The organism is Streptomyces sp. NPDC048637 (assembly GCF_040650675.1).
Taxonomy (GTDB): domain Bacteria; phylum Actinomycetota; class Actinomycetes; order Streptomycetales; family Streptomycetaceae; genus Streptomyces.
The window spans coordinates 126,691-141,558 of sequence record NZ_JBEZHQ010000009.1 but is presented as its reverse complement, the minus strand read 5'-3'; the positions used below and the strand labels follow the sequence as shown (position 1 = coordinate 141,558).

Below are 14,868 nucleotides of genomic sequence, written 5' to 3'. Positions count from 1 at the left end.
AGGCCGATGCCCCGCGGAAGCGACGGACAGGGGGAGCGGAGCTGCGGTGCGGCGGTGCGTCGGTGCGCCAGGGATCGGGCGGAGCGCGAAACGCAGCTGCGGGCTATCCGGGCGTGGCCTGTGTGACGGGCTGATCCGGGTGAGTCCGCGCCCCCAGGTCGGCCACCCCCGTTTCGAAGGCCAGGATGACCGCCTGGGTGCGGTTGCCGACTCCCAACTTGGCCAGCACATTGCCCACATGGGTCTTCACGGTCTCCAGGCTCACCACCAGCTGGGCGGCGATCTCCTGGTTGGACAGCCCTCGTGCCATGAGCCGCAGCGTCTCGGTCTCACGGCCGGTGAGTGCGGCAGTCACGGAGGCGTCTCGTCGAACATGACGGCCGGCGGCCATCCGGCGGACCGCGTCGGGGAACAGCACGGAGTCACCGGCCACCACCAACCGGATGGCGTGCGCGATCTGTTGTGACGGGGCCCGCTTGCGGATGAACCCGCTTGCGCCCGCCCGCAGGGCATCCCAGACGTACTCGTCGTTCTCGAACGTGGTGATCACCACGACCTTCGGCGGATCGGGCAGCGCCTGCAGCCGCCGGGTGGCCTCGATCCCGTCCACCCGCGGCATGCGGACATCCATCAGCACCACGTCCGGTTGCAGCCGGGTCACCGCGGCAACCACCTCGGCGCCGTCATCGGCCTCGCCCACTACGTCCAGGTCGGGCTTGGCCGACAGCAGCGTCCGCAGGCCGGTGCGGGTCAACTCGTCGTCGTCCACGACGAGCACGGTCACGGGCGGGTCGGCGTCCGGACCCGGGACTCTGGAGGCGTTCATGACACCGACCGTAGCGGTATCCGGACCAGGAGCCGCCAGCGTGCGTCCCGCGCGCCCCCGTCGCCGTCGATCTCCACGACCCCGGCGTGCGCCTCCCCCCGAAGCAGCCGCACCCGATCCCCGATCCCCTGAACACCCAGACCCCCGGTCCTCTGCCGGTCAGATATCCCCGTACCGACCGGATTGGTCAGCTCCACCTCCAGCCACCCGTCCCGTACCGACATCCGCAGCCGGATCCCGGCCTTCCCGCCATGCCGCAGGGCATTGGTCAGCCCTTCCTGGACGACCCGGTACGCCTCCCGCGACACCGTGGCCGGCACCCGGGCCAGGTCGCCGTGAACCTCCACGGCCAACTCCGCGCCCGTGCCGCGGACTCCGTCCACCAGCGGGCCGAGATCCGAGAGACCCGGCCGGGGCACTGTGGACGGCCGCTCCTCCCGCAGCATCCCCAGAACGTGGTCGAGATCGTCCATGGCGGCCCGAGAAGTCTCCTCGATGCTGTTCAGGGCACGCCTGGCCCCCGCAGGGTCACTGCCCATCAGCTCCACCGCAACGGCCGCCTGGATCGTGGACGCCGTCAGGGTGTGGCCGATCGAGTCGTGCAGCTCCTGCGCCAGCCGGTTCCGCTGCGCCAGCACGTTCATCCGCTCCTCGGCGGCGGCCAGCCGCTCGCCGGGCCGGTGGCCGAGGAACACCGATGCGAGCGGCCGAAGCACGGCCGCGCCGCCGAGTGTGATCCCGCCCGCCAGCACCAGACACCCCATGGCCGGCAGCAACGCCCACGTCCCCCGCCAGCCCTCTCCGATCCGCAGGGACAGTCCGAACACGGCCAGGTGCTCCGCACCGCCCAGCCAGACCGAGGGGAAGACAACGGCTCCGAACACGGCCAAGCAGGAGACCACCGTCACCACCCCACCGAGCACCATGTGCGGTACCAGCCACACCACCGTGCGCAGCCGGTTGACCCAGCGCGACTCCGGCGTGTCCACCGGCGCGGGCAGACCGGCGCCCAGCAGGCCATTGGCCAGCCGCACACTCGCGCGCCTGGCGGGCACAGGAGCACCCATGGCCACGGTCACCACGGCGAACGCGGACACAAAGCCCAGCACCCGGAGCCCCACCGGCCACCTTGGCGGCGCGAACAGCACGGCCGCGGTCAGCGGCGGCAGGCTCAGGGCCGCGCCCAAGGCCGCGTACACCCAGTCCCGGAACAGAGTCCTGCACGAAAGCAGGCGAATTGATTTACGCACGGCCGGACCGTACCCCGGTGCCGCGCCCGACCGCCTCCCCCGAAAGTGCCAGAACGCCTCCCGAAAAGAGGGGAACCTCCATTCGCCCCTGATAGCGATACGAATTCCTGCTGCCGAATGTGAAGGTTGGGAGCCCGTAGAGGGAACCGCGGGAGAGGGCGCAGGGGGAGCTGGGGGAGGCGGAACCAGGGGAGAAGGAAACTCACCCAGAGGAACCGGAGTTCCGCACGCGGGTACCAGAAATCCAGAAACCGAAAGGTGAATGTTCGTGTCCTTCAGTCATGCGAAACCCGTCACTCGTAAAGGCGTGACGGCCTTCCTCATCATTTCCTTTGGCGGAACCTGGCTGTGGCTGCTGTTCGCGCGGTGGGGCCTCGGGCTGTCCGCGCTCAGCCCCCTGCTGCAATTACCCGGCTTCTGCATGCCCGGCATCGCCGCAGTGGTGGTCCGCCGCTGGATCACCAAGGAAGGGTTCGCCGACGCCGGACTGAAACTCCGCCTCAAAGCGGCCTGGCGCTACTACGCCATGGCCTGGCTGGGCCCGCCGCTTGTCGCGGCGGCCACCCTCGCACTCGCCGCGGCGGCCGGCCTGTGGGACCCGGACCTGTCCGGGCCGGGCGGGATGCCCGGAGTGAAAGAGCTGGCGTCCGTACTCGGTCTCATGATGGCGGCCCTGATCCTCACGCCCGTCTACGCCGGCGAGGAATTCGGCTGGACCAGCTATCTGCGGCCACGCCTTTTCGGTGGCCGTACGGTGCCGTCCGCCGTTGCCACGGGCCTGATCTGGGCCGTCTGGCACTTTCCACTGGCCTTCATCGGCTATGCCGAGTTCACGAACGTGGTGCTCGGCCTGGCGGTGTGGACCCTGTCATTCCAGCTCCAGGAGGTCACGCTCATGTGGCTGTACCAGCGCAGCGGGAGCGTCTGGGTCGCGAGCCTGGCCCATGCGGGAAACAACATGGTCCTCTTCTTGATTCTCGGTGAAATGCTGGACGAGGCGGAAGGCCTGGGCGCAGTCACCCCCATGCTGCTGGTCCTCGTCCCCTTGGCCGCCATCTGCCTGTGGATCGTCGGCGGACGAAGGGTGTCGCTCCGGCAGACGGACAGGGACAAATCCGCCGGTCTCAGCGGCGGTTGATCAGTGAGATCACCACCGTGGCGCTGATGCTCGGCGCGGCGATGGCGACAACATCGCTGATGCGCCGGCGGGTTCGCATGAGGTCTCCTGTCTCGTGGTGCTGCTCACAGCGTGCGTGGCGTGCGCTCGGGTGCCAACTGATCCGGGACAATGAGGGAAGGTAGAACGCTGAAATGGGTGCTGACCTGGGAGAATGATGACTCCCTGGAACGCTGTCCTGGAACGGCGGAGCGAACAGGGGACAGGGTGGGGACGGAAATAGAGGGGTTCGCGGGGCTGCTGCGGCTGTTGAAGGAGCGCTCCGGACGCAGCTATGGCGTCCTCGCCGGGCAGCTGCACATGAGTGTGTCCACGCTGCACCGGTACTGCAACGGCGATGCCGTTCCGAAGGACTTCGCACCCGCTGACCGCCTCGCCAGGCGGTGCGGGGCGACCGCGGACGAACTGGTGGAACTGCACCGGCGCTGGATCCTCGCCGACGAGGCCCGCAGGCGAAGCCGTTCCACGCCCGGCTCGGCCAACTCGTCCGCCCCGGCCGCCTCGTCGACCGATGAGGCGGCCACCTCGTCGGCTCATCAGGCAGACGCGTCCGCCGATACGGCCGCCCCGTCCGCCCCTGCCGCACGAGCGCCCGCCGACCCGCACACCAACGCCACCGGAGACAAGCCGGACTCGCCGAATGCATCGGACTCGCCGAATGCATCGGAATCGCTGAACGCGCCTGACCCGTCGGCCCCAAGGGGCTCATCGGCATCGCCGGGCAGAGCGCACTCACCACGTACACCACATCCACCACGTACACCACGCGCACCGCACTCGCCGGTCACGCAGCCGAAGCCGGTGGCGGCCAGGCGCGGCCCCGCCCGGCGCACCTACCTCCGTATCGCCCTCGCGGTCAGCGCGGTGGCAGCTCTCGCCGTGCCGACGGCCTTAGCCGTTGAAGAGCCCACGGTGGCCGACTCCCAGAGGAAGAGCGCGCAGGGCACCGGCCGGCCGCCGGCCGCCGGCGGCGCTCCGACGAAGCCGCCGGAGAGCCCTTCGCCGGGCCGCACTCCAGCGGAGCGACATCCCACCCCCAGTGGAGAGGCGCGGCACAGCACGCCTGGCGCGGTACGGCCCGACTCCTCCGGCAAGAGCCGGGCGCCGGCCGAGGTCCGGGGAGGTTCGGCTCCGCGCGTGGGCATCAGCTCTTACAACTGGGATCAGCCCTGTGGCCTCAGCTACCTCCTCCAGCAGACCCCGGACCATGTCCCGCCACCGCCCGCACCGCAGGACGCCCGCGGCTGGGCCCGTGCGCTGGGCGGTATCGACGCCGGACATATGCTGCTGCAGCTCACCGCAACGGGCGGTGCGGAAGAAGCGGTTGTGCTGACCTCTCTGCACGTACGGGTGGTGGACAAGCGCGCCGCGCTGCCCTGGCCTGCCTACAGGATGGGTGACGGCTGCGGCGGTGGTATCACCCCGCAGTCCTTCGACATCGACCTGGACGACGCCCAGCCGCTGGCGAAGCCCGTGGCCGGACAGGACGGCGACATCGTGGTGCCCGCGAAGGACTTCCCCTTCAAGGTCTCCACCAGTGATCCGCAGGTCTTGAACCTCGAGCTGCACACTGAGGGGCATGACGTCAGCTGGTACCTGGAAGTCGGCTGGAGCAGCGGCGGCCGGCGGGGGACGGTACGCGTCGATGACGGGGGCAAGCCGTTCCGTACGAGCGCGATCGAGGGCCGCAAGCGGTATTCCTACCAGCCGGACAAGAACCGCTGGGGGCCCAGATGACCCGGGAGCTCCGGTGAGCCCCGCCCCGGCCACCAGGGTGCGTGGCGGGCTCCGCCGTTCCTGTCTGACTTGCTGTCAATTTCGGTTCCTGGCCAGGGGAACGACGACCGGTGAGGCGTCGCCGGGGGCCCGCAAGATGTCGGCATCCAGTGCGTAGAGGTCCTTGACCAGGGCCTCATCGACCGTGTCGCGGGGCACGCCCTGGGCGATGATGCGGCCGGCTTTCATCGCGATGAGGCACCGGCCTCCGGCCGACACCGCACGCCACCGGCCTCCGAGCCACGCCGGGGTCCCGTGGCACCCGTTCAGCTTCCGAGCAGGGAGATCAGGCCGTCGGCCAGCCCGCCGCGCCAACAGGCGTAATCGGGGCCGCCGTTGAACTCCTGCCAGGTGACGGTGTGACCGCAGCGGCGCAGGAGCTCAGGGAGCGCGGGGCCCGGCTCCGTCGCGGCGTCCTGCCGGGTGATGTCGAGGTGTATACGGGCGCTGCCCCGGTGGGGCGGGGCGAACCACTGCGAAGGCCAGGACGGCTCGCCGTGGGCGGCTCCGGGGGCGCCCGGCAGCCGATCACGCGCCGGGCGGGCAGCAGGGGACCGGGTACCAGCAGGCCGGTCCGCGGCGGGCCGGTGCGCGGCGGACCGGTGCGCGGGAGACTGGGCCAGGGCGCCGCCGAACCGCTCGGGCCGGCGCAGACAGGTGTGCAGTGCGGCGGTGCCCCCGAGGCCCTGCCCGGCCACCACGGTGCGCCGTGGGTCCGCGGTGACCGGCCAGTGAGTGGCCGCCCAGGTCAGCAGCTCGTCGGTGAGGAAGTCGGCGTAGTCATCGTGGGTGTGGTGCCCGAGCCACCAGGCGGCCGGGCCGGACGCGTCGGGCGCGAGCACCAGCAGCGGCGGAATGCGCCGTTCGGCGAGGAGCGCGTCGAGCGTATGGGCCAGGCCGAGGGCGCCGAACCACATCTCCCCGTCGGGCAGTACGAGAACATCCAGGGGGCCGGCCGCTGTGTCGGACGGGGGCCGGTACACCCACGTGGAGTGCTGGTCACCGAGGGCGGATCCGGGGCTGCGGTGACGCTCCACGGTGCCGCGGGGGGCGTCCGGGCGGGGATCTCGCCAGGGTTGCGGCGGGGATAACGGCAGCTCGAAGAGCGAACTTCCGGCCGACCGGCCACGACCGGGCAGCGGCATCCGGTTGTGCGGGTCGGGAGCCGCGTGGACGGCCAGCCCCCGTAAGCGGGCGCGCAGGGACTCTTCCGCACCGGGCAGGGGACCGGTGGAGACGTCGGCGACCAGGCGGTAGGAGCCCCGGTGGTCGGCCCGCAGACGACGGGTCAGATACCAGATCTCGGTGCCGGGCAAAGGGGTGAGGAGTGAACCGGCTAGGTCGTCGGGGTCGGTGAGCCCGTTGGCGAGCAGCAGAACCTGGCGGGTGGCGCGGTGGCCGCGCCACAGGAAGGTCACCGCCCGGTGGTGGGGGTCGTCGTCGAGAGCCTCGATGAGCGGCGTGCCCTCCTGCTCGACCGTGGTCCAGAACTCGGCGGTCAGCGCGCTGTGTTCGGTCGGCGCGGCCTGCGCGAGCCGGTGGGCGAGCCGGGTGATGCGCGGGCCGGCGACGGTGTACGGCACGGGCTCGGCGGCGTCCGCGGGCGCCATGACTGCGGCGGAGGCGGCGCGGCTCACCCGAGCGTCCTCCGTGTGCGGTGCGACGCCCCGGGCCGCGGGCCGGCCGCCGGCCGGAACCCGGCTCCGGCGGTAGTGGCCCGGTGCCTCAGGGTGAGCGGTGGGAGAAAGTGGCGGAGATCGTATCGATGCGTCATGCGGGGAAAGACATTCCGGTCGGAGGGCGCGCGGTGCGCGAACGGTATGTGGTCGGTGCGTGGTTGGTACATGGACGGTGCCGAGCGGTTCGGGCGGGGCGGCGGGGAGGCCGGCCCGGTCGTACGGAGGTGGCGGGGTGGCCGGGTCCCGCCCGCGCTCGGGCGAGGCGGGCGGGGCGCGGTGCGGCTCCGGACCGAGCCGCTGGGTGTGGGGGGCGTCAGCGCCCGAGGGGGAAGCGGTGCAGCACGTCCTGACCCGCGGGTCCGGAGCCGGACTTGGCGGCCACGAACGCCGTGCCGTGGGCCACCTGGACGTGTGGGTCGACCTTCACCAGGCTGGAGTTGGTGACCGGCGGCCGGCCCACGGAGGACGTTGCCCAGTGCACCTGGTTTCGCTCGGAGTACGCGGACTGGTACAGGCCGTTGGCGACCGGCGCTGACCCGGCGGCGGGGCCGGACGGATTGCCTGAGTGCGCGGTCGCCGTGCCGGCCAGGGCGAGAGTGCTGCCGGCGGCGAGGCTCACGGCGAACGCCGCAGTGCGGCGGATGCGGTAAGCGAGTGAGGTCATGTGGCGTCAGTCTCCTGGACAGAGGCGCCTCGCGGAGAGGCGATCAGGAATTAACTTAGCTTAGCCTTACCTAACATGCACGCCGCTTTTGGGTACCCGTCCGGAACGCCGGGCTGGATCGCCGGGCCGGAGCACCCGGCCAGAGCCGCCCCGGCCGGAGCCCCCGGCCGGAGCCCCCGGCTTGGTCACTCTGTGGCGTCCTGCGGGTACCAGCGCAGTTCCACCGTGTTGCCGTCCGGGTCTTGGACGTAGACAGAAGTAGCCGTACCCCGCGCGCCGAAGCGTGCCACGGGGCCCTCGTGCACGACGAAGGCCCCCGACTTGATGACCTCGTCCCAGTCCACCGGTTCCACAGTCAGGCAGATGTGGTCGACGTTGGATTCGCCGCGGGCGCTGCTGACCAGGTCGATGATGGTCTCCGGGGTGACTCTCACCGAGGGGAAGGGGGCATGACCGGACCGCCACTCCGCGAGGCGTACCGGCTCCAGGCCGAGGAGTCCGGTGTAGAAGTCCAGGGACCGTTTAACGTCCGCGACGTTGAGGACCAAGTGGTCGAATGCCTTTACGTGAACAGTGGTCACTTCGTCTCCAGGGTGATGACGCGGCCCAGCCGGTCGGTGAACGGGGCAAGGCCTCTACGATCGGCCCCATGGCGGGCGCCTTCAAGGCATGATCGGAATACGGTCGTTGAGCCAGATTCAATGCCGGGGGGGGCGGACCATGCTGGAGCGGTTGGAGACGGAGACCTTCCTGACGCTTGCCGAGGAGCTGCATTTCGGCCGGACCGCCGCGCGGTTGCGGATCACGACCGGCCGGGTCAGCCAGCTGATCAAGAAGCTTGAACGCCGGATCGGCGGCATGCTCTTCGAACGGAACAGCCGCACCGTCCGACTCACTCCGATCGGGCGGCAGTTGGCCGACGAGCTGGTGCCCCTGGTCGCCGCCATGGAGGGCGCACTGCGACGGGCGGCCGACGCCAGTCGCGGTGTCACGGGAGAACTGCGGGTGGCCTTCCTCGGTGAGTGGACGGCTCCTGCACTGCTGCGAGCGGTCGGCCTGTTCGCGGAACGTCACCCCGACTGCCGGGTCGACGTACGGGAGGTGCAGCTGTCCAACTCCCGGGCGGGTCTGCTGGACGGATCGATCGACATCCTCCTCGCCTCCTACCCGTTCGACGGAGTGGCCTGTGGGCCCGTATTGCTGAGGGAGCGGCGGGTGCTCGCTGTGCCGGCCGGGCATCCGCTGGCCGGTGAGCAGTCGGTGTCGCTCGAAGTGCTCGCGGAATACCCCGTGGTGCAGTATCCGCACGTGACCTCTGCGGCGTTCAAGGGGGACCGCACACCGGACCGCACGCCGTCGGGCAGGCCCGTTCCGAAAGGGCCCGTCGGCGGGTCGTTCTCCGAGATGCTCACTCTGGTCGCGATGGGCAGGGGTGTTCTCCCGGTCGGGGAGCATTCCCGGCAGTACTACCCCCGACCTGACATCGCCTATGTGTCCCTGCATGACGCGCAGCCGATCGAACGGGGACTGGTCTGGTCGGCTGGGAACACGACAGAGCGGGTGCGCGCATTCGTCAGGGCTGCGACGGATGCCGCCGCCCCAGTCCGTTAATGGCCCCTTGGCTTCTTGCTGGAGGGCCCAGCGAGCCGGCACATCCACATCAGTGACACATACGGAGGTAACCGTTGGCGTCCCGCAGGAACACCTCACCGGCCCCGCAGCACCGCGACTCCGCGCCGACTTCGACAGCAGACCTCGGCCGCGAGCCGGATGAGGAAGTGTGCCGGCAGGTGCTCCAGATCCTCGGGTTGATCGGCAGCAAGTGGAGCATCCTCATCATCGGGCAACTCCGCGACCGCATCCTGCGCTTCGGCGAACTGCACCGGACCGTCAACGGCATCTCGCAGCGCATGCTCACCCTGACACTGCGGCAACTCGAACGCGACGGCCTGCTGACCCGCACCGTCCACCCCAGCGTTCCCCCGCGCGTGGACTACACGCTCACCGAACTCGGCGCGACCCTGCTCGACTCCGTCGTCGCTCTCGGAGAATGGGCCACGACACATCGCCACCAGATCAACAACAACCGACACCATTACGACTCCACACACCCACCACGAACACCGTCGTCCTGAAGTCCCTGCCCAATTCCTGGAACACGGCAATTCCTCCCGCTGGGCGGCGTCTGCAACGCTCCCTGTTCTCCGAGCGGGCCCACGAAGCCCGGCGGGCGGCTCAACACGTGCAAGAGGCAAATCGTCATATTCCGGGCCGGATGATCCTAGAGTGGCGTGGTGAACGGTGGCCGGAAATCACGGGACGACGAGGGGAGCGCGGCCCGACTCCTCGCGCTGTCCGACGGAGTGTTCGCCATCGCGATGACGCTGCTGGCGCTGGACATCACGCTGCCCGACGGGCTGGACTCCGCCGGTTTCGCGCAGGCACTGCGGGACGTGATGCCCAAGGTGTGGGCGTACGCCCTCAGCTTGCTGGTCATCGCGGCGTTCTGGCGGGGCCATTACCAGATCTTCCAGTACGTGCGGGACGTGGACGGGACGGTCATCAGGATCGTGCTGCTGAGCCTGGGGCTGGTCGCCCTGATGCCCTTCCCCACCACCCTGCTGGCCGAGTACGGGGACCTGCCGCAGTCCGTGGCCATCTACTCCGGCGCCGTCGCGGCCATGGGGGCCAGCCAGCTCGCGCTGACGCTTGTGCTCTGGAAGCGCCCATGGCTGAGGAGCGCGGCACTGCCCGACCCCATCGTGCGCAACGATGTCGCCGACCTCGCGGCGACGGTGCTGGTCTTCGCTGCCGCCGTCCCGCTCGCCTTCGTCTCACCGACGGGCGCGAAGCTGTGGTGGGCGGTGCTGATCCCGGTCAGGATGGTGACGGGCAAGCGGGGCAAGCGACTGCGCGCGGACACACAGCAGTTCAGCGCCTAAGGGAGACACCCCGTGGCCGGATCGACCGTACTGCCGCCGCGATATGGGGTTTTCCCACCGGAGTGGTGTGGTCTGTGGCAGGGTCACCGCATGACGATCAAGGATGAGCTGGGATCTGTTCCTGAAGGCTACTCACGGATCGACCCTTGGGTGATCTCGCAGGACACCGGTGCGGAGATCGAGTTCCTGCGCCAGGTGTTCGGGGCCACCGAACGCGGTTCCCGCGTCCTCAACAAGGACGGGACCGTGGGTCACGCCGAGGTGGATGTGGCGGGTGCCGTGGTGCTGATGTTCGACCGACAGCCCGGTTGGCCGCAGCTGCCCGCGCATCTGAGGATCTACGTCGAGGACGCCCAGAAGACCGTCGAGAAGGCCCTCGCCTGTGGGGCCCGAGTGGTGACGCAGCCGACCGAGCTGGCGTTCGGGCAAATAGCCGCACGCTTCCGTGACCCCCAAGGCCACCTGTGGTGGGTCTTTCAGCGCCTGGAAGAGGTCCCCGCCGACGAGATGGCCAAGCGGTTCGCCGAGCCGACCTACCAACGAGCCATGGACTATGTGCAGACGTCTCTTGCGGAGGAGTTGGCAGGCCACACGCCTTAGCCGAGCCCGAAGAGTTCGGCCTCAGGGACCAACCCGGAGCGGCTCACCGGGCTCACCGGCCCCGCCGGGCTCACCGGACCCGCTGGACCCACCAGGCTCACCCGTCCCGCCAGGCCGTTGCCGGTGCCTTCCGCTGCGCCGCTGCACGCCAGGGGAAGGCCCGTCCATCGCTGTATCGCTATGCGGTGAACCCTGCCAGGGCGGCGGCCGCCGTTGCCGTGGCAGGGTCCCACCCCGGGTGTGGTACGGCGGCCAGGAGCGCCTGGGTGTACGGGTCCGCCGGCGCGGCGAGCACCTGCTCGGTGGGCCCCTGCTCCACGGTCCGGCCGCGCCGCATCACCAGCGTCTCGTCGGTGAGGTGCCGCACCACGGCCAGATCGTGGCTGACGAAGACCAGCGCCACCCCCGTCTCCCGGCGGATCTCGGCCAGCAGGTGCAGGATCTGTGCCTGGATGGAGACGTCCAGCGCGGCGACGGCCTCGTCCAGGACGAGCACTTTGGGGTCGACGGCGAGTGCGCGGGCGATGGCGAGGCGCTGCCGCTGTCCGCCGGACAGCCCGTGCGGCCGGGCGCCGGCCTCCCGTGTCCCCAGCCCCACCAGATCGAGCAGTTCCGTCGCCCGCTGTTCGGCGTGCTGTGGTGCCGCGCCGTGCAGCCGCAGCGCGGTGTGCAGACACTGGCGTGCGGTGAGCCGGGGATCGAGCGAGACATAGGGGTCCTGGAAGACCATCTGGATGTCCCGGGCCCTGGCCAGCCGTGCTGCCCGGCCCCGTGGCGTACGGGGTGTGCGGGCGTGCCCGTCGACGGACACGGTGCCGGCGTCGGGCCGCACTAGTCCGACGAGCATCCGGGCCACGGTCGTCTTGCCGGACCCGGACTCTCCGACGATCCCGGTCGAGCCGCCGCGCGGCAGCGTGAAGGAGATCCCGTCGGCGGCCCGGTGCCGGCCACCGCCCGGCAGGGGATACGTTTTGGTCAGTCCCTCGGCCACCAGAACGGGCGTGCCGTCGTGCGCGGGCCGGTGCGCCGGGTCGTGGAGCGGGTGTGCGCCGGTCATTGCTGCCTCTTCTCGTACGAGGGCGGGGTCGGGGAGGCGGTCGGTGCCGGGGCGTCCGGCAGTTTGCGGCAGGACGCGGAGCCGCCGGTGGGAAGCGCGTTCGGGACGGGCGTCCAGGCCGCGCAGTCGTCGTCGGCGTGGGCACAGCGCGCGTGGAAGGGGCAGCCGGGGAAGGCGTCGGCCAGGGACGGCGGGCGGCCCGGGATGGGGCGCAGCACGCGCGGCGCCTCGGCCAGGTCGGGCGAACAGGCCAGCAGCCCGCGGGTGTAGGGGTGCCGGGGCGCGCTGAACAGGGCGCCGGCCGGCTGTTCCTCGACGACCCGGCCCGCGTACATGACGTACACCCGCTGGCAATAGGCGGCGGCAAGTTGCAGGTCATGGGTGATGAAGAGCAGGCCCATGCCGTGCTCGTCGCGCAGGGTGCGCAGCAGGGCGAGGATCGCGGCCTGGGTGGTGACGTCCAGCGCGCTGGTGGCCTCGTCGGCGAGCAGCAGCCGGGGGGAGGCGGCGAGCGCGCCGGCGATGACGACGCGTTGCAGCATGCCGCCGGAGAGCTCGTGCGGGCGCTGCCGGATGCGGTGCTCCGGGTCGGACAGGCCCACGGTGTCGAGGAGTTCGAGGGCCCGGGCGCGTATGGCGGGGCGGTCGAGGCCGCTGCGGGCGAGCCGTTCGGTGAGGAAGTCGCCGATCCTGCGGACCGGGTTGAGAGCCGAGCGCGGGTCCTGGTGGACCATGGCGACGGAGCCGGAGCGGTGTGCGCGCAGTGCCGATCCGCTCAGGGACAGCACATCGGTGCCGGACACCCGGACGGTGCCTTCGGTGTGGGCGCCCTCGGGGAGCAGTCGCAGCGCCGCCTTGGCGGTGGTGGACTTGCCCGATCCGGACTCCCCGACCAGGCCGACGATCTCGCCGGGCCCGACGCGCAGGGAGACATCGGCGAGGACGGGGCGGGCGGTGCCGGGCAGTTGGAGGGTCAGCCGGTCGATGTCCAGCAGCGGAGCGGTGTCCGGCGGGGGCGTGGACGGGGCGGGCGCGGACCGGGCGGGAGCAGGGGGCGTGGTCGGGTTCGGCATGGCGGCTATCCCTTGGCGGAGAGTCGGTCGGCGGCCCAGACACCGGCGATGTTGAAGGCCACCACGACGGCGGCCACGGCACAGCCCGGCACCATGGCCGGCAGCAGCGCCCCCTGGACGATCGCGGCCTGGCCCTCCTGCACCATCAGCCCCCAGTCGGAGCTGGGCGGCTGGGTTCCGAAGCCCAGATAGCTGAGGGTGGCCAGGCTCATCAGGGCCTCGCCGAAGAGGACGACGAGATAGCCGGCGAGTGACCGGCCGAGGTTGGGGACGAGGTGTCGGACGCAGAGCCGGGCGCCGCCCATGCCCTGGACGAGGTACGCGTCGACATAGGGCTTGGCGCGTTCGGCGAGGGCGATGCTGCGGGTGTATTTGGCGATGGTGGGGGCGAAGGCCAGCCCCAGGGCGATCACCGATGTGGTGATCCCGGAGCCGAAGACCGCGATGATCAGCACGACGAACAGCAGGCCCGGGAAGGCGTACATGACGTCGGTGATCCGGCTGACCAGGGTGTCGACCCAGCCACCGCGCCAGGCGGCGACGGTGCCCAGGGTGACGCCCAGCACGGCGGCCAGCGCAAGCAGCAGCAGCGGCGCGATCAGGCTGGTCCTGGCCCCGTACAGGACCCGGCTGAGCAGGTCCTGGCCGGAGGCGTCGGTGCCCAGCAGATGCGCCCGGCCGGTGCCTTCGAGCGAGGACGACAGGTCGATGGCGTCCGGCGCGTACGGGGCGAGCAGCGGTGCGCAGAGCGCGGTGAGCACCACCAGGGCGAGGAAACCGGCGGCCACCGTCGGAGCGACCGGACGCCTGGTACGCGGGCGGGGGCCGGCGGTCACCGTCGGGACGGGGCCCGCCGCCGGGTTGAGGGAGGTCATAGCGTGCTCCTTGCGGCCTTGACCCGCGGATCGAGCAGCGGGTGCACGAGGTCGACGAGGGTGGTGGCGAGGATGTAGCCGGTGACCATCAGCAGCAGGACGGCCTGGGCGACGGGGAAGTCATGGGTGTTGATGGCCCCGACGAGCAGCGAGCCGATGCCGCTGATCCCGAAGGCGGTCTCGATGACGACGGTGCCGGCCAGCATGCCGGCGGTGACCAGACCGCACATGGTCACGATCGGACCGAGGGCGTTGCGCAGCACGTGCCGCACGACGATCTCGCGCTCGGGGACGCCACAGGCACGGGCGACCTCCACATGGTCGGCGGCCGCGGCATCCAGCATGGCCTGCCGGGTGACCCGGCTGATGATCGCCAGCGCACCCAGGGCCATGGACAGGGCGGGCAGGGTGAGGTGGTGGACCGTTCCGGCGAAGCCCGTTCCGCCACCGGTCACCGGGAACCAGCCGAGCCGCACCCCGAAGAGCGAGATCAGCGCGATGGCGGCGACGAAGGAAGGGACGGAGCCGGCGAGGGTGGTGGCACCGACGACGGCGGAGTCCACCCAGCCGCGGCGGACCGCCGCCAGCACCCCGGCGCCGACGCCGAGCAGGACGAACAGCACCGTCGCATAGCCCACGAGCGCGAGGGTGGTGGGCAGCCGGGCGGCCACCAGGTCGGCCACCTGGTCCCCGTACCGGAAGGACCTCCCCAGGTCGGTGTGTACGCAGTCCCACAGCCACCGGCCGTACTGGACGACCAGCGGCTCGTCGAGGTGGTACTGCGCGCGGACGGTGGCGATTTTCTCGGGGGTGAGCTTGTCGCGGCCGCCGGCGAGGAAGACCGCCGGGTCGCCGGGGGCGGCGTAGACGGACGCGAAGATGACGAAGGAGGCGGCGAACAGCGTCGCGATGAGGCCGGCGATGCGCCGCACGAGTCTGCGGACCACGG

The 14,868-nt window shown here is 70.9% G+C and carries 14 protein-coding genes and 2 pseudogenes; 6 read left to right on the top strand and 10 right to left on the bottom strand.

The features are described 5' to 3' along the window. Nucleotides 1–103 precede the first annotated feature (103 nt). Together AB0C46_RS14865 and AB0C46_RS14860 are read right to left on the bottom strand one after the other, a co-directional pair. The gene (locus tag AB0C46_RS14865) at nt 104–826 is read right to left on the bottom strand and encodes a response regulator transcription factor (protein ID WP_362828212.1); all 723 of its coding nucleotides are present in this window, start codon (nt 824–826) and stop codon (nt 104–106) included. Continuing rightward, complete coding sequence (locus tag AB0C46_RS14860; RefSeq protein ID WP_362828211.1) at nt 823–2,076, bottom strand: histidine kinase; 1,254 nt, start codon at nt 2,074–2,076, stop codon at nt 823–825. The genes AB0C46_RS14865 and AB0C46_RS14860 overlap by 4 nt, the downstream gene beginning before the upstream one ends. Before the next feature lie 307 nt (nt 2,077–2,383). Between AB0C46_RS14860 and AB0C46_RS14855 the strand changes: the two genes are divergently transcribed. Together AB0C46_RS14855 and AB0C46_RS14850 are read left to right on the top strand one after the other, a co-directional pair. Then, nucleotides 2,384–3,214, top strand: a complete 831-nt coding sequence (locus AB0C46_RS14855) for a CPBP family intramembrane glutamic endopeptidase (RefSeq protein ID WP_362828210.1) — start codon at nt 2,384–2,386, stop codon at nt 3,212–3,214. 246 nt (nt 3,215–3,460) lie between these two features. After that, nucleotides 3,461–4,990 carry a helix-turn-helix domain-containing protein gene (locus tag AB0C46_RS14850; RefSeq protein WP_362828209.1) on the top strand — a complete coding sequence of 510 codons (1,530 nt, stop codon included), beginning with the start codon at nt 3,461–3,463 and terminating at the stop codon, nt 4,988–4,990. Between the two features lie 75 nt (nt 4,991–5,065). On the opposite strand, the pseudogene fecE reads toward AB0C46_RS14850, so the two are convergent. From fecE to AB0C46_RS14830, 4 genes and pseudogenes are all read right to left on the bottom strand, one after another. Then, nucleotides 5,066–5,227, bottom strand: a pseudogene (fecE, locus tag AB0C46_RS14845) (Fe(3+) dicitrate ABC transporter ATP-binding protein FecE); the annotation flags it as partial. A gap of 68 nt (nt 5,228–5,295) precedes the next feature. Continuing rightward, complete coding sequence (locus AB0C46_RS14840; protein WP_362828208.1) at nt 5,296–6,666, bottom strand: alpha/beta hydrolase-fold protein; 1,371 nt, start codon at nt 6,664–6,666, stop codon at nt 5,296–5,298. Between the two features lie 454 nt (nt 6,667–7,120). After that, a pseudogene (locus AB0C46_RS14835) lies at nt 7,121–7,372 on the bottom strand (YncE family protein); the annotation flags it as partial. A gap of 185 nt (nt 7,373–7,557) precedes the next feature. Continuing rightward, a complete protein-coding gene (locus tag AB0C46_RS14830; protein WP_362828207.1) occupies nt 7,558–7,953 on the bottom strand; it encodes a VOC family protein in 396 nt (131 codons plus the stop codon). Between the two features lie 139 nt (nt 7,954–8,092). Here AB0C46_RS14830 and AB0C46_RS14825 point away from each other — a divergent pair, with 139 nt between their 5' ends. The 4 genes from AB0C46_RS14825 to AB0C46_RS14810 all read left to right on the top strand — a co-directional run bounded on the left by AB0C46_RS14825 (nt 8,093) and on the right by AB0C46_RS14810 (nt 10,914). Continuing rightward, a complete protein-coding gene (locus AB0C46_RS14825; protein WP_362828206.1) occupies nt 8,093–8,983 on the top strand; it encodes a LysR family transcriptional regulator in 891 nt (296 codons plus the stop codon). Between the two features lie 167 nt (nt 8,984–9,150). Further along, entirely contained in the window at nt 9,151–9,507 is a 357-nt protein-coding gene (locus AB0C46_RS14820) for a helix-turn-helix domain-containing protein (protein ID WP_362828287.1), read from the top strand. Between the two features lie 156 nt (nt 9,508–9,663). Then, entirely contained in the window at nt 9,664–10,314 is a 651-nt protein-coding gene (locus tag AB0C46_RS14815) for a TMEM175 family protein (RefSeq protein ID WP_362828205.1), read from the top strand. Nucleotides 10,315–10,404: 90 nt separating this feature from the next. Further along, nucleotides 10,405–10,914 carry a VOC family protein gene (locus AB0C46_RS14810; RefSeq protein WP_362828204.1) on the top strand — a complete coding sequence of 170 codons (510 nt, stop codon included), beginning with the start codon at nt 10,405–10,407 and terminating at the stop codon, nt 10,912–10,914. 178 nt (nt 10,915–11,092) lie between these two features. Here AB0C46_RS14810 and AB0C46_RS14805 read toward each other — a convergent pair whose 3' ends face one another. Genes AB0C46_RS14805 through AB0C46_RS14790 form a run of 4 tightly spaced genes read right to left on the bottom strand, consistent with a single transcriptional unit; the run spans nt 11,093 to nt 14,866 of the window. Next, the gene (locus AB0C46_RS14805; RefSeq protein WP_362828203.1) at nt 11,093–11,971 is read right to left on the bottom strand and encodes an ATP-binding cassette domain-containing protein; all 879 of its coding nucleotides are present in this window, start codon (nt 11,969–11,971) and stop codon (nt 11,093–11,095) included. Next, nucleotides 11,968–13,044 (bottom strand): ABC transporter ATP-binding protein, encoded by a 1,077-nt coding sequence (locus AB0C46_RS14800; RefSeq protein ID WP_362828202.1) that lies wholly within the window; start codon nt 13,042–13,044, stop codon nt 11,968–11,970. Before AB0C46_RS14800 ends, AB0C46_RS14805 begins: the two co-directional genes overlap by 4 nt. A 5-nt stretch (nt 13,045–13,049) precedes the next feature. After that, a complete protein-coding gene (locus tag AB0C46_RS14795; RefSeq protein WP_362828201.1) occupies nt 13,050–13,919 on the bottom strand; it encodes an ABC transporter permease in 870 nt (289 codons plus the stop codon). After that, nucleotides 13,916–14,866 (bottom strand): ABC transporter permease, encoded by a 951-nt coding sequence (locus AB0C46_RS14790; RefSeq protein ID WP_362828200.1) that lies wholly within the window; start codon nt 14,864–14,866, stop codon nt 13,916–13,918. The genes AB0C46_RS14795 and AB0C46_RS14790 overlap by 4 nt, the downstream gene beginning before the upstream one ends. Nucleotides 14,867–14,868: the final 2 nt, after the last annotated feature.

Excerpts from the sequence above, each read along its gene's own strand:
- AB0C46_RS14795 (WP_362828201.1), bottom strand. The coding sequence starts at position 13,919 with ATGACCTCCCTCAACCCGGCGGCGGGCCCCGTCCCGACGGTGACCGCC.
- AB0C46_RS14825 (WP_362828206.1), top strand. The coding sequence starts at position 8,093 with ATGCTGGAGCGGTTGGAGACGGAGACCTTCCTGACGCTTGCCGAGGAG.
- AB0C46_RS14800 (WP_362828202.1), bottom strand. The coding sequence starts at position 13,044 with ATGCCGAACCCGACCACGCCCCCTGCTCCCGCCCGGTCCGCGCCCGCC.
- AB0C46_RS14805 (WP_362828203.1), bottom strand. The coding sequence starts at position 11,971 with ATGACCGGCGCACACCCGCTCCACGACCCGGCGCACCGGCCCGCGCAC.
- AB0C46_RS14810 (WP_362828204.1), top strand. The coding sequence starts at position 10,405 with ATGACGATCAAGGATGAGCTGGGATCTGTTCCTGAAGGCTACTCACGG.
- AB0C46_RS14865 (WP_362828212.1), bottom strand. The coding sequence starts at position 826 with ATGAACGCCTCCAGAGTCCCGGGTCCGGACGCCGACCCGCCCGTGACC.